This is a genomic window from Variovorax sp. KBS0712, from assembly GCF_006323185.2.
GTDB lineage: Bacteria > Pseudomonadota > Gammaproteobacteria > Burkholderiales > Burkholderiaceae_C > Variovorax > Variovorax boronicumulans.
The window spans coordinates 1,492,637-1,510,593 of sequence record NZ_VCCD02000001.1; the positions used below are offsets into that span (position 1 = coordinate 1,492,637).

General features: G+C 68.6%; 18 protein-coding genes. 9 read left to right on the forward strand and 9 right to left on the reverse strand.

The features are described from left to right. The first annotated feature begins 9 nt into the window (after positions 1–9). From FFI97_RS06795 to FFI97_RS06820, 6 genes are all read left to right on the forward strand, one after another. Positions 10–1,620, forward strand: a complete 1,611-nt coding sequence (locus FFI97_RS06795) for an MFS transporter (protein ID WP_139705862.1) — start codon at positions 10–12, stop codon at positions 1,618–1,620. A gap of 19 nt (positions 1,621–1,639) precedes the next feature. Next, positions 1,640–3,124: a flavin-containing monooxygenase gene (locus FFI97_RS06800; RefSeq protein WP_139705860.1), complete on the forward strand. Its 1,485-nt coding sequence runs from the start codon at positions 1,640–1,642 to the stop codon at positions 3,122–3,124. Between the two features lie 184 nt (positions 3,125–3,308). Continuing rightward, positions 3,309–4,745 (forward strand): PAN domain-containing protein, encoded by a 1,437-nt coding sequence (locus FFI97_RS06805; RefSeq protein WP_139705859.1) that lies wholly within the window; start codon positions 3,309–3,311, stop codon positions 4,743–4,745. 211 nt (positions 4,746–4,956) lie between these two features. Then, positions 4,957–5,466: an RNA polymerase sigma factor gene (locus FFI97_RS06810; protein WP_139705856.1), complete on the forward strand. Its 510-nt coding sequence runs from the start codon at positions 4,957–4,959 to the stop codon at positions 5,464–5,466. A gap of 69 nt (positions 5,467–5,535) precedes the next feature. After that, positions 5,536–6,552, forward strand: coding sequence for a FecR family protein (locus tag FFI97_RS06815; protein ID WP_139705854.1), 1,017 nt, complete (start codon positions 5,536–5,538; stop codon positions 6,550–6,552). Between the two features lie 103 nt (positions 6,553–6,655). Further along, entirely contained in the window at positions 6,656–9,070 is a 2,415-nt protein-coding gene (locus tag FFI97_RS06820; RefSeq protein ID WP_139705851.1) for a TonB-dependent siderophore receptor, read from the forward strand. 6 nt (positions 9,071–9,076) lie between these two features. On the opposite strand, the gene FFI97_RS06825 is transcribed toward FFI97_RS06820, so the two are convergent. Next, the gene (locus FFI97_RS06825; RefSeq protein ID WP_260685022.1) at positions 9,077–10,342 is read right to left on the reverse strand and encodes a serine hydrolase domain-containing protein; all 1,266 of its coding nucleotides are present in this window, start codon (positions 10,340–10,342) and stop codon (positions 9,077–9,079) included. A gap of 216 nt (positions 10,343–10,558) precedes the next feature. Between FFI97_RS06825 and FFI97_RS06830 the strand changes: the two genes are divergently transcribed. Further along, complete coding sequence (locus FFI97_RS06830) at positions 10,559–11,035, forward strand: VOC family protein (RefSeq protein WP_139705849.1); 477 nt, start codon at positions 10,559–10,561, stop codon at positions 11,033–11,035. Positions 11,036–11,053: 18 nt separating this feature from the next. Here FFI97_RS06830 and FFI97_RS06835 read toward each other — a convergent pair whose 3' ends face one another. The 7 genes from FFI97_RS06835 to FFI97_RS06865 all read right to left on the reverse strand — a co-directional run bounded on the left by FFI97_RS06835 (position 11,054) and on the right by FFI97_RS06865 (position 15,371). Beyond that, entirely contained in the window at positions 11,054–12,493 is a 1,440-nt protein-coding gene (locus tag FFI97_RS06835) for an MATE family efflux transporter (protein WP_139705847.1), read from the reverse strand. Further along, positions 12,490–13,062, reverse strand: a complete 573-nt coding sequence (locus tag FFI97_RS06840) for a DUF2239 family protein (protein WP_139705845.1) — start codon at positions 13,060–13,062, stop codon at positions 12,490–12,492. Before FFI97_RS06840 ends, FFI97_RS06835 begins: the two co-directional genes overlap by 4 nt. Positions 13,063–13,130: 68 nt before the next feature. Further along, complete coding sequence (locus FFI97_RS06845) at positions 13,131–13,571, reverse strand: MarR family winged helix-turn-helix transcriptional regulator (RefSeq protein WP_139705843.1); 441 nt, start codon at positions 13,569–13,571, stop codon at positions 13,131–13,133. Beyond that, entirely contained in the window at positions 13,568–13,930 is a 363-nt protein-coding gene (locus FFI97_RS06850) for a GIY-YIG nuclease family protein (RefSeq protein ID WP_139705841.1), read from the reverse strand. Before FFI97_RS06850 ends, FFI97_RS06845 begins: the two co-directional genes overlap by 4 nt. Before the next feature lie 56 nt (positions 13,931–13,986). Beyond that, positions 13,987–14,496, reverse strand: a complete 510-nt coding sequence (locus FFI97_RS06855) for a hypothetical protein (RefSeq protein ID WP_139705839.1) — start codon at positions 14,494–14,496, stop codon at positions 13,987–13,989. Between the two features lie 90 nt (positions 14,497–14,586). After that, the gene (locus FFI97_RS06860) at positions 14,587–14,925 is read right to left on the reverse strand and encodes a hypothetical protein (RefSeq protein WP_062480212.1); all 339 of its coding nucleotides are present in this window, start codon (positions 14,923–14,925) and stop codon (positions 14,587–14,589) included. Positions 14,926–14,948: 23 nt separating this feature from the next. Continuing rightward, positions 14,949–15,371: a hypothetical protein gene (locus FFI97_RS06865; protein ID WP_144004388.1), complete on the reverse strand. Its 423-nt coding sequence runs from the start codon at positions 15,369–15,371 to the stop codon at positions 14,949–14,951. Positions 15,372–15,518: 147 nt separating this feature from the next. Here FFI97_RS06865 and FFI97_RS33575 point away from each other — a divergent pair, with 147 nt between their 5' ends. After that, complete coding sequence (locus FFI97_RS33575) at positions 15,519–15,731, forward strand: hypothetical protein (protein WP_185993571.1); 213 nt, start codon at positions 15,519–15,521, stop codon at positions 15,729–15,731. A 326-nt stretch (positions 15,732–16,057) separates the two neighbouring features. Here the strand turns inward: FFI97_RS33575 and FFI97_RS06875 are convergent, their stop codons facing one another. Then, a complete protein-coding gene (locus tag FFI97_RS06875) occupies positions 16,058–16,750 on the reverse strand; it encodes a hypothetical protein (protein WP_062472930.1) in 693 nt (230 codons plus the stop codon). Positions 16,751–17,129: 379 nt separating this feature from the next. Here FFI97_RS06875 and FFI97_RS06880 point away from each other — a divergent pair, with 379 nt between their 5' ends. Beyond that, positions 17,130–17,924 (forward strand): LuxR C-terminal-related transcriptional regulator, encoded by a 795-nt coding sequence (locus FFI97_RS06880; RefSeq protein WP_062472928.1) that lies wholly within the window; start codon positions 17,130–17,132, stop codon positions 17,922–17,924. Positions 17,925–17,957: the final 33 nt, after the last annotated feature.

A 17,957-nucleotide genomic window follows, 5' to 3' on the forward strand; every position in this document is an offset into this window, starting at 1 on the left:
GGAGGCCCCATGGCACAGATCGGCAAGGCGCCCTGCGACGACACGCTGATCTTGCATGGGTCTCCATCTCCCACGGAAGAGGGCGCCTGCCCCGAAGCTTCCAAACCCTGGGTGCTCGCCGCGGCCATCGTCGGCTCGAGCATGGCTTTCATCGACGGCACCGTGGTCAACGTTGCCTTGCCTGCCATCCAGGCCGATCTGCGCGCCACGGCCTTCCAGGCGCAATGGGTGGTCGAGTCGTACGCCTTGCTGCTCGCGGCGCTGTTGCTGGTGGGTGGCGCGCTCGGCGACCGCTACGGAAGGCGGCGCATCTTTGCCATCGGCGTTGTCGTGTTCGCCCTGTCGTCGGTCGGCTGTGCACTCGCGGTCGACGTGCAGCAGCTCATCGCCGCACGCGCGATTCAAGGCATCGGCGGCGCGCTGCTGGTGCCGGGCAGCCTGGCGCTTATCAGCGCCTCGTTTCCCGAGAAGGAACGCGGGAAGGCCATCGGCACCTGGTCGGGCTTCAGCGGCATCACGGCGGCGGTGGGGCCGGTGCTGGGCGGCTTCCTGGTCGATCACTTCTCGTGGATCTGGGCCTTCCTCATCAACGTGCCGATGGCGCTGCTGGTGCTGTGGATCGTGCGCCGCCACGTGCCCGAGAGCAAAGGCGCCGCCGCGCGCGGCGGGCTCGACCTGTGGGGCGCGTTGCTGGCGACCGCCGGGCTGGGTGGCATCGTCTACGCCTTCATCGAGGCACCCACGCAGGGCTGGCGTTCGCCGGCCGTGCTCGCGGCGCTAGTGATCGGTGTCGTGGGCAGTGTCGGCTTCGTCATCGCCGAACGCCGGGCGCGCACGCCGATGCTGCCGTTGTCGCTGCTGCGCATCGGCAACTTCAGCGGTGCCAACCTGCTGACGCTGCTGCTGTACGCGGCGCTGGGCGGCGGGCTGTATTTCTTTCCGCTCAACCTGATCCAGGTGCAGGGCTACTCGGCCACGGTGGCGGGCGCGGCGCTGCTGCCGTTCATCTTCCTGATGTTCGCGCTCTCGGGCTGGGCCGGGCAGCTGGTCGACCGCTTCGGGCCGCGCGTGCCGCTGGTCATCGGGCCGGCCATCGCGGCCGTGGGCTTTGCGCTGTTCGCGCTGCCGGGCGTGGGCGCGAGCTACTGGAGCGGCTTTCTGCCCGCCGTGGTGGTGCTGGGCTTCGGCATGACGGTGACGGTCGCGCCGCTCACCACCACGGTCATGAACGCCGTGGGGCCCGACCTCGCGGGCGTGGCCTCGGGCGTGAACAACGCGGTGTCGCGCGCGGCGGCGGTGCTCGCGATTGCCGTGTTCGGCGCCATCATAGCCTGGGCCTTCGACGCGGCGCTGGCCGAGCGGCTGCAGGCGATGGGCGCGTCGGACGAGGTGCGGGCTTTTCTTGCCGCCGAGCGCGACCGATTGGCCGCGGCCGGCGCACCGCCGGGGGCCGATGCGGCCACCGGCGCCGCCGTGAAGCGCGCGGTGGCCGAATCCTTCGTCGCGGGCTTTCGCTGGGTGATGCTGCTGAGCGCCGGCCTGGCCGTGCTGAGTGCCGTGAGCGCCTGGCTGATGATCCGGCGCACGCCCGTGGAAAAGCCAGACAACAACAAGCCATGAGACAGGAGACAAACCACCGATGGAAGCAGCACAACCGGCCGTCGCGCCGCCGCATGTCGATGTCCTGATCGTCGGGGCCGGCCTGTCCGGCATCGGCGCCGCCTGCCACCTGCAGGCGCAGTGTCCGGGCCGCAGCTACGCGATCCTCGAAGGGCGCGAACGCAGCGGCGGCACCTGGGACCTGTTCCGCTACCCGGGCGTGCGTTCCGACTCCGACATGTACACGCTGGGCTACGTGTTCCGCCCGTGGACGCAGGCCAAGGCGATCGCCGACGGCCCCTCGATCCTGCAGTACGTGCGCGACACCGCGCGCCAGCACGGCGTCGAGGACAAGATCCACTACCAGCACCGCGTGGTGCGCGCCGCCTGGTCAAGCGCACAGGCCTGCTGGACGGTCGACGTGGAGCAGGGCGCCGACAAGCGGCCCGTGCAGTGGCGCTGCAGCTTCCTCTTCCTGTGCAGCGGCTACTACCGCTACGAAGCGGGCTACACGCCCGACTTCGCCGGCATGGCCGACTTCAAAGGCCGCATCGTCCATCCGCAGCACTGGCCCGCCGACCTGGACCACGGCGGCCGGCGCATGGTCGTGATCGGCAGCGGCGCCACCGCAATGACGCTGGTGCCCGCGATGGCCAAGACCGCCGCGCACGTCACGCTGCTGCAGCGCTCGCCGACCTACGTGGTGGCGCGCCCGGCCGAAGACCCGATTGCCAACCGCCTGCGGCGCCTGCTGCCGGCGATGGCCGCGTACCGCCTCACGCGCTGGAAGAACGTGACGCTCGGCATGCTGTTCTTCCGGCTCGCGCGGCGCAAGCCGGCGCGCGTCAGGCGCATGCTGCTTGGCGGCGTGCGCCACGCGCTCGGGCCCGGCTACGACATCGCCACGCACTTCACGCCGCGCTACAACCCGTGGGACCAGCGCCTGTGCCTCGTGCCCGACGGCGACCTGTTCGCCGCGCTCAACGCGGGGCGCGCCTCGATGGTCACGGACCACATCGACACCTTCACGCCCGAGGGCCTGCGGCTGAAGTCGGGCCGCGAACTCGAGGCCGACATCGTCGTCACCGCCACCGGCCTTGAATTGCAGGTGCTCGGCGGCATCGAACTGAGCGTGGACGGCCGCCGCGTCGACCCCGCAGCGACCTTCAACTACAAGGGCATGATGTACAGCGACGTGCCCAACCTGGCCTCGTCCTTCGGCTACACCAACGCCTCGTGGACGCTCAAGTGCGACCTGACCTGCGCCTACGTCTGCCGGCTGCTGAACCACATGCACAAGCACGGCTGGCGGCAATGCACGCCGCACAACGCGGGCCCCGACCTGTCGCCCGAACCCTGGATCGATTTCAGCTCAGGCTACGTGCAGCGCTCGCTCGACAAGTTTCCGAAACAGGGCGCTCACACGCCATGGAAGCTGCACCAGAACTACCTGCGCGACATCCTCCTGCTGCGCCTCGGGCGCGTAGATGACGGGGTGATGGCGTTCTCGAACCGCGCGGTTTGATCGCGGCCTGACCGCGTTGCGTGACACGTCGATGTATAGCTCTGCTCAATACAACATCGAAGATTTTTGAATTGGATCGATGGCAGGCGGCGGTGATTTACTCCGCCCGGCGTTGCACTCGCACTGAAAAAACGGCGAGGCGGTGCCCGGGAATCACCCCACGACCCTGTGATGAGGAGACCTCATGAAGTCATCGATCCGTGCATCCCTGGCGGGCCTGCTGTTCGCAGCGCTGGCAGGACATGCAAGCGCGGCCTCGCTGGACGCTTTCGCGGCCACGCCGAACGCCGCCATCTCCGGCAACAACGTCGAGAACCTGACGCAGTCCACGCCCGAGATGTGCGCGTCGGCCTGCCTGGGCGCGCCACGCGGCGCCTGGTGCGTCTCGTTCGACTACAACAAGGCCGGCCAGAGCTGCGACCTGAGCGACAAGCGCGCCGCCGACGTGGGCGGGCTGAAGACAGACTACCCCGGCAACCCCTACGACCACTACAGCCTCAAGCCCGATCCGCTGAAGCCTTTCGCGCGCACGCCCAATGCGGCGATCAGCGGCTACAACACCGAGGCCCTGCAGGCCGTGACGCCCGCCGACTGCGCCAACGCCTGCACCGACGCGAGCCGCTCGTCGTGGTGCAAGTCCTTCGACTACCACAAGACCAACCAGCGCTGCGACCTGAGCGACAAGCGCGCCAGCGACATCGGCGGCCTGAAGACCGACTACGTCGGCAACCCCTACGACCACTACTCGCTGATCGCGGGCGAGGGCGTTCCCAACCCCGTGCCCGGCAACAAGCACATCCTCTTGATCGGCATCGACGGCCTGCGTGGCGACGCCATCCAGTGCGCGGGCTGCGTGCAGACGCCGGCGATGTCGGCGCTGATCGCCGGCGGCGCCTTCCACGGCAACGTGCTGGCGGGCGGCACCAAGCAGGCGACCGTGAGCGGGCCCGGCTGGTCGTCGGTGTTCACCGGCTTCTGGGCCGACAAGCACGGCGTGACCTCGAACACCACCACCTTGCCGCTGAAGAAGACGCACGTGTTCGACCAGATCAAGGCGGCCTGGCCGACGGCGACGACGGCGGTGGTGGGCGACTGGTTCAACATCACCCACAACCTGCGCCCCGCGCTGGCCGACTTCGTGGTCGCCAACGCAGCCAAGAATTCGCAGCAGGCCACCGATGCGGTGAAGGGCTGGCTGAGCTGGAAGCACCCGCCGACGGCCATCTTCTACTACCTGCACAACGTCGACGTGCACGCGCCGAGCTACGACCCGCTCAATGCCTACTACCAGGGCAAGATCGCCGGCGAAGACCAGCAGATCCAGCAGGTGCTCACGGCGCTCACGTCGCGGCCGAACTACGCGAATGAAGAATGGCTGATCGTCGTCACCTCGGACCACGGCGGCACCGGCAGCGGCCACGGCGGGCAGACGGCGGGGGAGCGCAGCACGCTGCTGATCCTGAACAACAACCACCAGAACCCGCTCAAGCCCAGCTACTGCCTGGGCAACCTCGGGGGTACCGCGTTGACGCAGGTGGACGGCACGACGCCGCACATCCTCGACTTCCTGGGCCTGCCGAACACCACCGAAGGGCAGAAGCACCCCGCGTGCGGCAACTGAGGTCGAGCGAATCTGGAGAGCGTCGAAGGGGAGGGTAGCCCGCGCGCATGCCGTGCGCGGCAGGCGAAATGCCTACCCTTCGGCGATCGGCGGGTTGAACCCGCACATAATCTCGCGTTTTCTTTTGTTCTGAATCTCTCAGGTAGCCACGCCGTGTCGAAGCCAACCTGCCCCTGGACTTCGACCAACCCTTTCCGGCTGTGGTGCGCCCGTGTTCGAACGCTATTACCGCGAGCTGCTGAGCTTTCTGTCCCGCAAGGTACCCGACCGCGCCACCGCGGCCGACCTGGCGCAGGAGAGCTACGTGCGGGTGTACGAGGCGCAGCGCACGGGCAGCGTGGTGCGCGATCCGCGCGCGCTGCTGTACCGCACGGCCCGCAACCTCGTCACCGACCACCACCGCCGCACCAGCGTGCGCGCGGGCGGCGACACGGCGGCGCCCGATGACGCGCCGCCCGACGCCGACGACTGCATCGGCCCGCCCACCTTCGAGCCCGACGCCATCCTGTCGTCCAGCCAGGGCATGGCGGCCATGGTCGAGACCATCGACCGGCTGCCTCCGCGCTGCCGCGAAGCCTTCGTGCTCTACAAGTTCGACGGGCTTTCGTACGCCGAGGTGGCTGAGCGCATGGGCATTTCGGTGCGGACGGTCGAGATGCAGTTGCGTATCGCGATGGAGGCGTGCTGGGCGTGCCTGGAGCGGACCCGTGGTTCAGAGTGAGATGAGACGCCCCATTACAGGGTTTGACCACGCTCGTGCGTCTACCCCCCTAAGAACGATCCCCACGTCATGACCCTCACGTCGCCACCGTCCGAAGAAGCCCTGCGCCTGCGACAGGACGTGCTGGACTGGTTCGTCCGCCGCCAGCGCGCGCACTGGAGCGCGTCCGACGAGCGCGCGTTCCAGGCCTGGCTCGGCGCCGATGCGCGCCATGGCGAGGCGTTCCGCGAATGGGAGTCGCGCTGGCGCGCCTTCGACGCGATCGCGCCCGAGACGGTCGCGGGCTGGCGCAGCGGCTTCGAAGGCCACGCGCCCGCCGCACCCACGCGCCGCGGCTTCCTGAAACCGGCGGTCGTGCTGGGCGTTTCCGGCATGGCGGTCGGCGCCGGCTACCTCGGCTGGCGCCATGTGCAGGCCCAGCCCGTGTTCGAACAGGCCTTCGCCACCCGGCGCGGGCAGCAGCTCGAAGCGCCGCTGCCCGACGGCTCCCGGCTGCGGCTGGACACCGCCACCTGCCTCGAAGTGCGCCTGTTCCGCGACCGCCGCGAGGTGACGCTGATCGACGGGCAGGCGGTGTTCGCGGTGCAGTCCGATGCGAAACGCCCCTTCGACGTGCTGGCCGGTCCGCTGCGCGTGCGGGTGGTCGGCACGCGTTTCGCCGTGCGCCACACCCCCGGCATGCCGGGCGCCGATGGCACGCGGGTGTCGGTGGAAGAGGGCAAGGTGCGCGTGCTGCGCCGGGCGCCGGATGCGACGAGCGAAGTCTTCCTCGTCGCCGGCCGCCAGGTGGAAAGCGATGCGCAGGGCCGGTTCTCTGCCGTCTCGGCCGTGCCGCGCGACGGCATCGCGCCCTGGCGCGAGCACCGCCTGAGCTTCGTCGACACGCCGCTGGCCCGCGCGCTGGCCGAGCTGGAGCGCTACGGCAGCACCGGCCTGGTGGTGAACGACCCGGCCGTGGCGGCCCTGCGACTGAGCGGCACCTTCGACCCGCGGGACGCGCGCACGCTGCGGCGCGCCCTGGCCAGCGCCTTGCCGGTGCGGCTGAAGGAAACCGGCACGGTCGCGGAAATCCTGCCGGCCCCCTGAAACAAAAGAATCAAGAATTTCTCGCCGGCACTACGGGGATTCCGCCGGCTCGTGCGTCAGCCCAGATAGGAACCATTTGCATTCACTACCTGGAAGACGTTCGATGACGAAGCGCTTGAGAACAAAGATGACACCCGCGCCGCTGGCCCTGGCCGTTGCACTGGCCCTGGCGAACGCGCCCTTGATGGCCCGGGCGCAGGGCGCGCCCCAGCCGATCCGCATCGCGGCCCAGCCGCTGGCCGAGGCGCTGAACGACTGGGCGCGGCAGACCCGCATCCAGCTGGTCGTGCAGCAGAGCCTGGTCGCGGGCAAGACCGCGCCCGCCATCTCGGGCAGCCTGACGGCCCGGCAGGCACTCGACCGTTTGCTGGCCGGCAGCGGCCTGGCGGCCACGATGGAAGGCAATGCGGCGGTCATCAAGACGGCGCCCGCCACGGGCGGCACCTCCACGCTGCCGGCGGTGACCGTCGTGGCCGACGGCGAAGAAAGCGCCACGGGCCGGGTGCAGGGCTATGTCGCCAAACGCAGCGCCACCGCCACCAAGACCGACACGCCGATCATCGAGACGCCGCAGTCGATCTCGGTCATCACCGCCGACCGCATCGAGGCCATCGGCGCCACCAACCTCAAGGACGCGCTGGGCTACACGCCGGGCGTGTCGACCACCACCTACGGCGCCGATTCGCGCTACGACTGGATCTCGCTGCGCGGTTTCGACGCCTATTCGCCGGGCTTCTATCTCGACGGCCTGCCGCTGCGCAACAACAGCACCTGGGGCGTGTGGCGCACCGAAAACTACGGCGCCGAGCGCATCGAGCTGCTGCGCGGCCCGTCGTCGGTGCTGTACGGCATGAGCGGTCCCGGCGGGGTGGTGAACGTGGTCAGCAAGCGTCCCACGGCAGAGCCCGTGCGCGAGCTGCAGCTGCAGGTGGGCGACCACGCCCGCAAGCAGGTGGCGGGCGATTTCTCGGGCGCGCTCGATGCCGACGGCAAGCTGCTGTACCGTATCACCGGCCTCGTGCGCGACGCGCAACTGCCGGCGGGCAAGGAGGCCGACGACCGCATGTACATCGCGCCTGCACTCACCTGGAAGCCGTCGGGCGACACCACGCTCACCTTGCTCTCGCAGTTCTCGCGCACGCGCGGCGGGGTCTACACGCGCGCACGGCCGCAGGTCGGCTCGCTCGATCCGACCGCGATCGGCACCACCATTCCCTCGAAACTCTTCGTCGGCGAGCCCGGCTTCGACCGCTTCGACCAGGACCAGCAGATGGTCGGCTACCAGTTCGAGCACCGCATCAACGACACCTTCACGGTGCGGCAGAACGCGCGCTACGCGCACCAGAAGCTCGACTACACGGGCACGCAGCTGAAGGGCTTCATGGCGCTGAACCCCGACGTGCCGAACGACCCGCTGAACTTCCAGCAGATGTCGCGCAGCGTGTTCGGTAGCCGCGAGAACATCGGCGCGCTGGCACTCGACAACCAGCTGCAGGCCGACTTCCGCCTGGGCGAGACGCAGCACAAGGTGCTGGTCGGGCTGGACTACCAGCGCACCCGCATCGACCAGGTCACCTTCAGCGGCGGCAGCGCCTCGCCGCTGAACATCTACGCACCGGTGTACGGCGGGCCGATCGAGCGGCCCGCGCCGTATTTCGACGGCATCACCCGGCTCGCGCAGACCGGCGTCTACCTGCAGGACCAGATCAAGTGGGGCGAGCGCTGGACGCTGACGCTGGGCGGTCGCTACGACACCGCCGACAGCACCGTGGACAGCCGCCTCGACGGCTCGCGCCAGCGCATGCGCGACCACAAGTTCACCAGCCGGGCCGGCCTGGTCTACCTGCACCCGAGCGGCTGGGCACCGTACCTGAGCTACTCGGAGTCGTTCGCGCCCACGGCCACCATCGACCCGGCGTCGGGCGACCCGTTCAAGCCCGAAAGCGGCAAGCAATACGAGGCCGGCGTGCGCTACCAGCCCACGGGCAGCAAGGCGATGTACAGCGCCGCCATCTTCGACCTGCGGCGCAAGAACTACATCAGCTACGACGGCGAGTTCATGCCCAAGCAGACGGGCGAGATCTCGGTGCGCGGGCTTGAGCTCGAGGCCACGGCGGAGATCGCCTCGCGCCTGAACCTCACGGCGTCGTACAGCTACACGCCGCGGGCCATCGTCACGGCCAGCAGCAACACGAGCGAGATCGGCAAGCAGGCCACGGCCGTGCCGCGCCACCGGCTGTCGGTGTGGGCGGACTACCGCTTCGCCGGCGGCGTGAAGGTGGGCCTGGGCGCGCGCTACACGGGCTCGAACTACGGCGACGGCGAGGCCGCGTGGCCGAGCAAGGTGCCGGCCTCGACGGTGTTCGACGCCATGCTCGGCTACGACATCGACCGCTGGAGCCTGGCACTGAACCTGCGCAACCTGACCAACAAGACCTACTTCGCGAACTGCGGTTACCGCAACTGCTACTACGGCTACCCGCGCACGGCGACGGCCACGGCGACCTACCGCTGGTAACTGCTTTCAGCGCGGTGCGCGCAGCAAATGCCGCCCCAGCGCCTCGAAAGCCGGCAGCGTCACCGGGTCGTTCGCGGCATTGCCCGCGATCGGGTGCGAGGCGTAGCGCAGGATCACCATCTCGGCCTTCGGGTCGATGTAGATGCGCTGGCCGTGCACGCCGCGCGCCATGTAGGCACCGTGGTCGTTGTGCGTCACCCACCACATGTTGCGGTAACTCCAGCCCTGCAGCAGGGGGTAGCCGCCTTTGGTGAAGGCCGCCTTGTCGCCGCCGCGGCGGATGTCTTCGACGGCCGCCTTGGGCACGATTTGCCGGCCTTTCACTCGCCCGTCGTTGCGCAGCATCTCGCCGAAGCGCGCGAGGTCGCGCAGGCCGGTGTTCAGGCCGCCGCCCGCGAAGGGCGCGCCGATGGAATCGACGGTGAAGTAGGCGTCCTGCTCGGCGCCCAGGTGGCGCCAGATGCGCTCCGACAGCAACTGCGCCACGGTGCGGCCGGTGGCGCGCGCGATCACCCAGCCCAGCACGTCGGAGTTGACGGTCTTGTAGCCGAAGCCTTCGCCGTGCCGTCCCTCGGGCTGCACGGTCTGCAGGAACTCGTAGTAGCTGCGCGGGCCGGTGTAGTCCTTGGGCTTGGGCAGCGGGTTGCCGGCCTGCGCATGGGCCCAGACCTCGGCCTTCGGGTCGGCGTAGTCCTCGCTGAATTTCAGGCCCGTGGTCATGTCGAGCACCTGGCGCACGGTGGCGTTGCCGAAGGCCGAGGTCGCGAGTTCGGGCACGTAGTCGGTTACTTGCTTGTTGGCATCGAGCGTGCCCTCGGCCACCAGCATCGCGCCCAGCGTGCCGACCACCGACTTGGTGACCGACATGGCGCCGTGCTGGCCGGCGTCTTTCAGCACGCCGAAGTAGCGCTCGTAGACCACGCGGCCGCGGTGCAGCACGAGGATGCCGTCGGTGTAGGTGGCGGCCAGCGAGGCGTCCCAGGTCATGGGCGTTTTCGCATCGAGCGGCGTGAAGCGCAGCGTGTCGATGTCCTTGCGCAAGGCCTGGGGCAGGGCGGACGGCGCACCGAGCCCGCGCGACACGTTCACGGTCGGCATCAGCTGGCGGAAATTCGACATGCTCCAGCGCATCGCCGGAAACTGGAAATAGCTGCCGTCCTCGAAGCGCAGCGTGCGCTCGGGCGGCGGGGGCGAGCCGGTCATCCACCCGAGCCTCGCGGGGTCGCTGGCGGCAGCGTCGGGGTAGGTGGCATCGGCCGCGCCGGCCGACATCGCCAGGGCGGCGAGTGCGGCGCTCAGCAAAGCGGGGGCGCCAAGGCGGGTTCTGGAAGGGGCGAACATGGCAGTTCCGAAGCGAAGGACCGGCCCATTGTGGCCCGCGGCCCCGCCTGCGAACTTCCCACTGACAGCCGCGGCGCAGGTTGACAGGGCGCCGCTTCGGCTTTGATACTGAACCCTTCAGTTCATCATTCAATCCAAGGAGATTCCATGCAGAAGATCATTCCCTGCCTCTGGTTCGACGGCAACGGCGAGGAGGCGGTCAATTTCTACACCGCCATCTTTCCGAAGTCGCGCCTCACCGACACGCTGCTCTGGGGCGATGTGAATCCCGCCAAGAAGGGCAAGCTGCTCACCGCGACCTTCGAGCTCGACGGGCAGTCGTTCATGGTGCTCAACGGCGGGCCGGAGTACAAGATCACGCCGGCCATCTCGCTCATCGTGACCTGCGAGACGCAGGAAGAGGTCGACTACTACTGGGACAAGCTGCTCGAGGGCGGCGGCCAGCCCGTGCAGTGCGGCTGGCTCACCGACCGCTTCGGCGTGTCGTGGCAGGTCACGCCGATGCCGCTCATCCGCATGTTCCAGGACAAGGACGCGGCCAAGGCCGCCCGCGCGATGGCGGCCATGATGACGATGATCAAGCTCGACATCGCCACGGTGAAGAAGGCCTTCGACGGGGAGTGACCCCCGCCGAAGTCCGGGTCAGACCAGCCGGCCGATCGGCTTCTTGCGCCACACCAGCCGGTAGTACGCGGTCTGCAGCAGCAGCATCGCGCCGAAGGTCACCGGGTAGGCGACCCAGATCCCGTCCAGGCCCATGCCGAACTGGCGGCTCATGAGCCAGGCCACCGGCACTTCGACGCCCAGGATGCAGACGATCGAGATGAGCGTCGGCACCAGCACCGAGCCGCTGGCGCGCATGATCCCCGAGATGGCCGAGGCCATGCCGAACAGCACCAGGCTCCACAGCATGATGTGCAGCAGGTTCTGCGCGATCTCGATCACCGGTGCGCTGGTGATGAAGAAGCCCATCAGCGGACGTGAGAACAGGTAGCCCAGCAGCACCAGCCCGCCCGTCAGCACGAGGTTCATGCCCAGCGCGGTCTGCACGATGGCACCCAGCCGGTTGGCGCGGCCCGCGCCGATGGCCTGCGCGCCGAGGATCGACGTGGTGATGGCGATCGAGATGGCCGGGAACTGCACGTAGGCCACCACCTGGTTCACCGCGCCGTAGGCGGCCGTGGCGTTGGAGCCGTAGCTGTTGACCATCGACAGCAGCACCACTTCGGCCAGCGCCACCACGATCATCTGCACGCCCGTGGGCACGCCGATCTTCAGCACCGCCTTCAGCAGCTGCGGCTGGATGCGCAGGCAGCGCACGAACTCCGCGTCGGGCGCGAGCGGGCTCTTCTTCTGGCGCAGCCGGAAGCCCAGCCACGTGGTCGCGACCGCGAACGACAGCACCGAGGCCCACGCGCCGGCCGCCACGCCCAGCTGCGGCAGCCCGCCCCAGCCGCGGATGAGCGCGGGCGTGACCACCAGGCCGATGGCCGTGGAAATCAGCAGCGTTAGCAGCGGCGTGATGGTGTCGCCCACGCCGCGCAGCATGGCGGTGGCCAGCAGGAACAGGAACACGCCGGGCATCGCGATCAGCATGATGCGGGCGTAGCGCGTGGAGTCGGCCAGCACGTCGGGCGGCGTGCCCAGCATGGCCAGCATCGGCGTCGTGAAGAGGCCACCGAACACCGCGATCGCCAGCCCCAGCAGCAGGCCGACCGTGAGCGTGGTGCCCGCCACCGCCTTGGCCTTGGCCGCGTCGCGCGCGCCCCAGGCCTGGCCGATGAGCACCGAGGCACCGGCGCCCAGGCCGATGATGAAGGCGATGAAGAAGAACATCACCGGGAAGAAGCTCGACACCGCCGCCAGCGCGCTCACGCCGAGCATCTGCCCGACGTAGACGTTGTTGATGGTGCCGGAGAGCGACTGCAGGATGTTGCTGAGCAACATCGGCGCCAGGAAGAACAGGAACACCTTCCACAGCGGACGCGGCGCACCCACCGGCGCCACGGGCACGCCGCGCAGTCCGCTCGGGTTGCCGGGGCTGGTGGAGGTGGTGCTGCTGCTGTCGGGCGCCGCGCTCATGCACCACCCCAGCCACCGGCCGACAGCTTGTGCAGGTGCACGCGCAGGTCGGTGGGCCAGGGTTCCACGAGGTCGCTGAAGCGCTGATGCTCGCCCGCGAACAGCGCGCGCGTGGCTTCCTCGAAGCCGGGCAGGTTGCCCGCGATGGCAGTCATGAAGCGGTAGGTGGCTTCGCGCGCGGCGCGCACCGTGTCGCGGTCGGCGTGCACGTGGCGTGCGTCGTCCACCAGCTTGCGCAGCGCCACCGAGGCGCCGCCCGGCTGGCGGCCGAGCCAGTCCCAGTGGCGCGGCAGCAGCGTGACTTCGCGCGCCACAACGCCCAGGCGCGGACGGCCGACGCCGCGCGGTGCGTCTTCGTGTTTCTCGGCTTCGAGCGCGGAGGTTTCGATGGCCTTCGGGTCGCGCAGGTCGACATCGAGCTGCTCGCCGGTCTGGTCGTCGAACACGAGGCAGGCGGCGGCGTCGCCGCGCTCGCGCAGTTGCGTGAGCACCTGGGCCTTGGTGCCGGCGGCGACGCGCTGGAAGCCGGCAAACGCAGTGAATGTGGTCGGTAGTTCGTCGGGTGACATGCAAATTCTTTTTGGGTTGTCGATCCGGGCGGAACGAAACGAGGTTCGTAATCTACCCGCAGGACGGTTCAGGCGTGCGGCGTGTCGTGATCGCACAGCACCCGCAGCGCGGCATGCAGGTCTGGCAGGCGTTGCGGGTCCAGCGATTTCACGGCATCGACGCAGATCGCTTCGACGGTGGTGATGGCGGCTTGCATCAACTTCTTTCCGCCGCTGCGAATATTCGCATGGCGCTGGGGGTCGTCATCGGGGCCCGTCGTGCGCTCGGCCAGGCCGGTCTTTTCGAGCAGCACCATCTTGCGGATGAGCGCCGACATTGGCAACCCCAGCGTGTGCGCGAGCTCGGCCATCGGCATGGCGCCGTTGCCGGCACGCAGCAACAGATGGAGCAGGGTGAAGTCGTCGTAGTCCAGCCCGTGGAAGGCGCCCAGGTCCTCGTTGAGTTTCAAGCTCAGGCTGGCGTGGGCGCGGCCGAGGTCGAGGCAAAAGCCCAGTGCGTCGGTGCTCATGGCGTGTTGTAGCCCTTGTCAGTGGTGCACTGGAGTTCCTCGCGCCAGAGCTCCAGCAGCTTTTTCAGCTCCGCCGCGCGGTCGAAGGCGGGGTCGTCGCGCTCCTTCACCCGGTCGATCACCTCGAAGCCGAAGTGCGTCGCGCCCTGCGCCACCCAGTCGCGCTGCAATGCCTTGTTGCGGTGCGAGCGCAGGTTCAGCTCGAAGCGGGCGCGGTTCATGGCGCCTTCGACGTCGAGGCTGCCGGCCACGTAAACGCGGCCGTCCGTCAGGTTGCGGATCACGAAGACGCCGGCGGGGCGCACGCTGTCCTTGTATTGCTTGACCAGGGTACGCCTAGTGTGGGGAGATGGACTCATCTCCAAATATTACCCGGGCAAAATATAAAACACAATACACCCGGGTAAAAATAGATTCACTCGGCGCGCAGCCGGTGCCAGCCGCGCAACACCCGCCGGTGCACCGCCCGCACGATGCGCCAGGGACGGCTTTCGCGCACCCGCGTCAGCACCTGGTCTTTCCAGGCTTTCCAGCGCGGGTACCAGCGCGCGAACCAGGCCAGCCGCATCAGCGAGCCCTCGACCAGCTGAAAGATCCGCGCGACCACGGCCGTGCCCGCGAGCTTGGCCAGCAGCAGCACGGCCATGCCGCTGAACGCGTGGCCGCGCCCGAACAGGAACAGCGCCAGCAGCTTCACCGGAAAGAGCAGCAGCATCGGCACGAAGAACGCCAGCAGCGCGCCCCAGGGCGGCAGTGCGCGCAGCAGGTTCTCCAGCCGCGCCCAGAAGGGCAGGCGCGCCAGCCGCGCGACCAGCGCCGCGAGCGGGGCCCAGCCCCATTCCTCGAACAGCAGCACCGGCACGAGGATCGTGGTGGCAACGGCGCGAAACAGGGCGCGCAAGGCGCGCACGAGGGGGTTGTGCATGCGCGAAGGGTATACGCACACGGCCGCGCGCCGCCGGGACCTTGCGGACCCGGCGGCGCATCGTTCGAAAAGCGGCGTCTGCGCGCCTGTCTATTTGCGGCCGACGCTGCTGTCTTCCGCCGGCCGGAAGAACAGGTACTCGCCCCGGCCCAGTTCGGGCGTCACTTCGTAGCCGCTGCACCGCGTGACGTTGCACTGGATGATCACGACGCGCGGCCAGATGGTGGCCGAGGTCGGAAACCCGGGCATGTACTGCGGCACGTGCCAGACGCCGTAGTCGCCCACCGGCTCGGCGTTTTCCGTGCCGCTGGCGTTCTGCAGGCCGCTGCCCATGGGCATCCGCTCGATGCGGATGATCGGCGTGGCGGCGACCGATGCCGTCGCCACGCAACAGGCGGCCAGCCAGAGAGGAACGGTCCTGGTGTTCATGGTGATGGACTCCAGAACCGGCCTCATTGCGCGTCGGCCGGTGCCGAAGCCACCTCGTCAGCCGGCAGGCGGCGCGTGATGCGCGCTTCCAGGATGTCCGGCTGCGGGGCCACGGCGCTCGCCATGACCGGTGCCGGCTCCGCCGCAGGTGCCGCGGCTTCCTCGGCGGGCGCTGCGGCCACAGGGGCCGGTGCCACCTCCGGCGCAGACACCGGGACGGCGGTCGCGGCCGGCGCGGGTTGCGGCGCCGGCTGTTCCTGCGCCGGGGCTGCCATGGGCATCGCCTCGACCAGCGTGGCCGGTGCGGCAGGCTGCTGCACCGCCACGACCGGCGCGGGTGCCGGGGCCGGCGCCAACGCGACAGGCGCTGCAGGTGCCACGGGCGCCACCGGCTGGGGCACGGCCACCGCCACGGGGGCCGGCGCAGGCGCCGGTGCCGCGGCCACAGGGCTACCGGCGCCGCCGGACGTGCCGCCACGGGCGCGCCGGCCGACGAGGCCTGCGGTCCGAACGCGCTCACGCGCTCTTCGGCGGTCATCGACTGCGGGCACTTCGAGCCGGTCATCTCCAGGGCCGCCTGGGCCGCTGGGTCCATGCAGTCCATGGCCAGCGACGCGGCCTTCATGCCCTTGTTCCAGAGCTCGCGGCTCATCTTCAGGCGCTTGCAGTGTTCGTCCGTCCAGGTGGTGCCGAAGCTCAGCCCGACCCCGGCGCCGTTGGCGCTGGCGCTGGTGCTGCCCATGCAGGTGTCGTTGCTGGTCGTCAGGTTCGGGCCGCTCACGGAGGGCACGTTCTTGACGGTGTAGCTGCCACGGTAGTCGACGGTGCTGGTCGTCGCGCCCGTGTTGTTGATGTTCTGTGTGCTGTTGCTGTCCACCGTGGCCCGGGAGGTGACTTCCGAGGGGGCGGAGCTGTTGAAATTCACCGCCTGGGTGTTGCCCTGGGCGTTGGTGGTGGCTGAACTCTGCGACTGGTTGTTGGCGCCACCCGCCGTGGTCTGCGCCAAGGCGCCGGCGGACAGGCCCAGCAAGGTCAGAGCAATCAATGTTTTCATTTTTTCGACTCCTTTGGGAAGCAGGGGAGGGGCGTGCCCCTCCCCGTTTCTGGTCCAACAACCGATGGTCCGGATCGCTCAGGGAGCGTTGGCCGTTGCGCCGGAAATCGCGCCGCCGGCGGTGCCGCCACCGTTGCTGAAGCCCGCTGCGTTGCCCACGGCGAAGTTGATGACGCCCGTGGAACCGCCGGTCGAGCCCGACGTGGCCGAGGTCGTCGTGCCGTTGACGATGCCGTTGACTGCGCCCGAATTGGCGCTGAAGCCGGCCGTCGTGCCCGAGGTGCGTGTCACCACGGCCAGACCGCCGCCAGGACCTGCAGCGGTGGCTGCGGTGTTGTTGGTGGTGGAGCCGGCTGCGCCGCCTGCAGAGCCGCTCACGGGGTTGGCGCCGCCGCCGGCGTAGTTCGCATTGGCGCTCGAGGTCGCATTGGCCTGGGCATTCGCACCGCCTGCAGCCACGCCGTTGCCGGTCGTTGCTGCCACGCTGGTCACGCGGCCTTGCGTGGTGGCCGAGCCGCTGGCGGTGGCGCCGCCGACGCGCAGGAAGGCATTGCCTGCTGCGCCGCCCGCCGCGTTGGCCGTGGCCGACGAGGTGGAGCTGGCTGCGTTGTAGCTCAGTGCGCTGCCCGTTCCGGAGCTGGCGGCGACCGAGCCTGCCGAGCTGGAGGAGCCGGTCGTGGTGTTGGTGACGGCGAGCGCCACGCTGCTGCCGGTTGCGGTCCCGATGCCAGCCACGAGAACCACTGCCATGGCGATAAGAGTCTTCTTCATGATGCTTCCTCGATAGTGTTGAAACGAACCCGATCGCCGGGGAATCCGGCCATCAGCGACGGTCAGCGAGCACGGATTGAATGGATTCCGTTGCGACCGGGATGCAGTTTCAGCGGGGGGAAGGGATCGAAAAATGCCTCAGGCTGGGTAGTGCAAGGCTATGGCGAAAGCAATGTCCGAGGGCGTTTTGGGCGTTGACAGAGAGCCGGTTCTAGGCCCTGTTCCCCTCGTGGGAACTATCACTTTGGTTCACAATCTGGCAATATTGCAACCGAAAGAAACCAAGGTAATCAAAAAAGCCGATAGCCGGAAAAAGAGTAGAAATCGATTAACTTTTGTTCACGAAGTCGCGACTTTTATCTGTGACAAGGGGGCTTAAATGGAAAACGATCTCGACATTTCATTGACCGATGTCGGTGGTGGCGCTAGGAAATTCTCCAATCCCGGCCAGTTCGGAGGGCTGCTGGCTCCCTCGGCGGATACCCTGCCGTGGCCGGACTACCTCACGGGCCAGGAAACCAAGCCCGTTCGTGTCCTGCTCGTCGACGACGACCCCTTTGTCCGCCGTGTCATCGCCCAGGAACTGCTGGGCGATCTGCGCATCCAGCTCGAAGGCCAGGCCGGCTCCCTGCGCGAGGGAAGGCGCCTCTTGATGCAGCATGAATTCGATGTGCTCATGGTCGACATCCGCCTCGGAGACGGCAGCGGATTCGAGCTCATCGAAGAGGCCAAGAAGCACCGCAGCGCCGCCGAGATCATCGTCATTTCCGCGCTGGAAGACGAGCCCCAGGTGCTGCATGCCTTCGAGCTCGGCGCCTCGGGTTACCTGGTGAAGAACGCCTGGTTCCAGAGCTATGCCCAGGCCGTGCTGCAGGTGGTGAATGGCGGGGCCGCCATCACCCCCCGGCTGGCGCGGCGGCTGCTCGTTCACCTGGACCATCAGCGCGCCAATCCGAGCCCGGTGCGCCCGCCGGACAGCAAGGCGACCCTGTCGGCACGGGAGCGTGAAGTGTTGCGACTTGTAGCCACGGGATATGTGACGGAAGAGATCGCCCTGCAGCTCACCATCAGTGCCCAGACGGTTAACGCACACGTCAAGAACATCTACCGCAAGCTGCACGCCCACACCCGCGCGCAGGCCGTGAGTTTCGCCTCGCACCGGGGGCTGCTCTAGGGCGCGCTTCGGGCGCGCCGCGTTCGCAGCGGA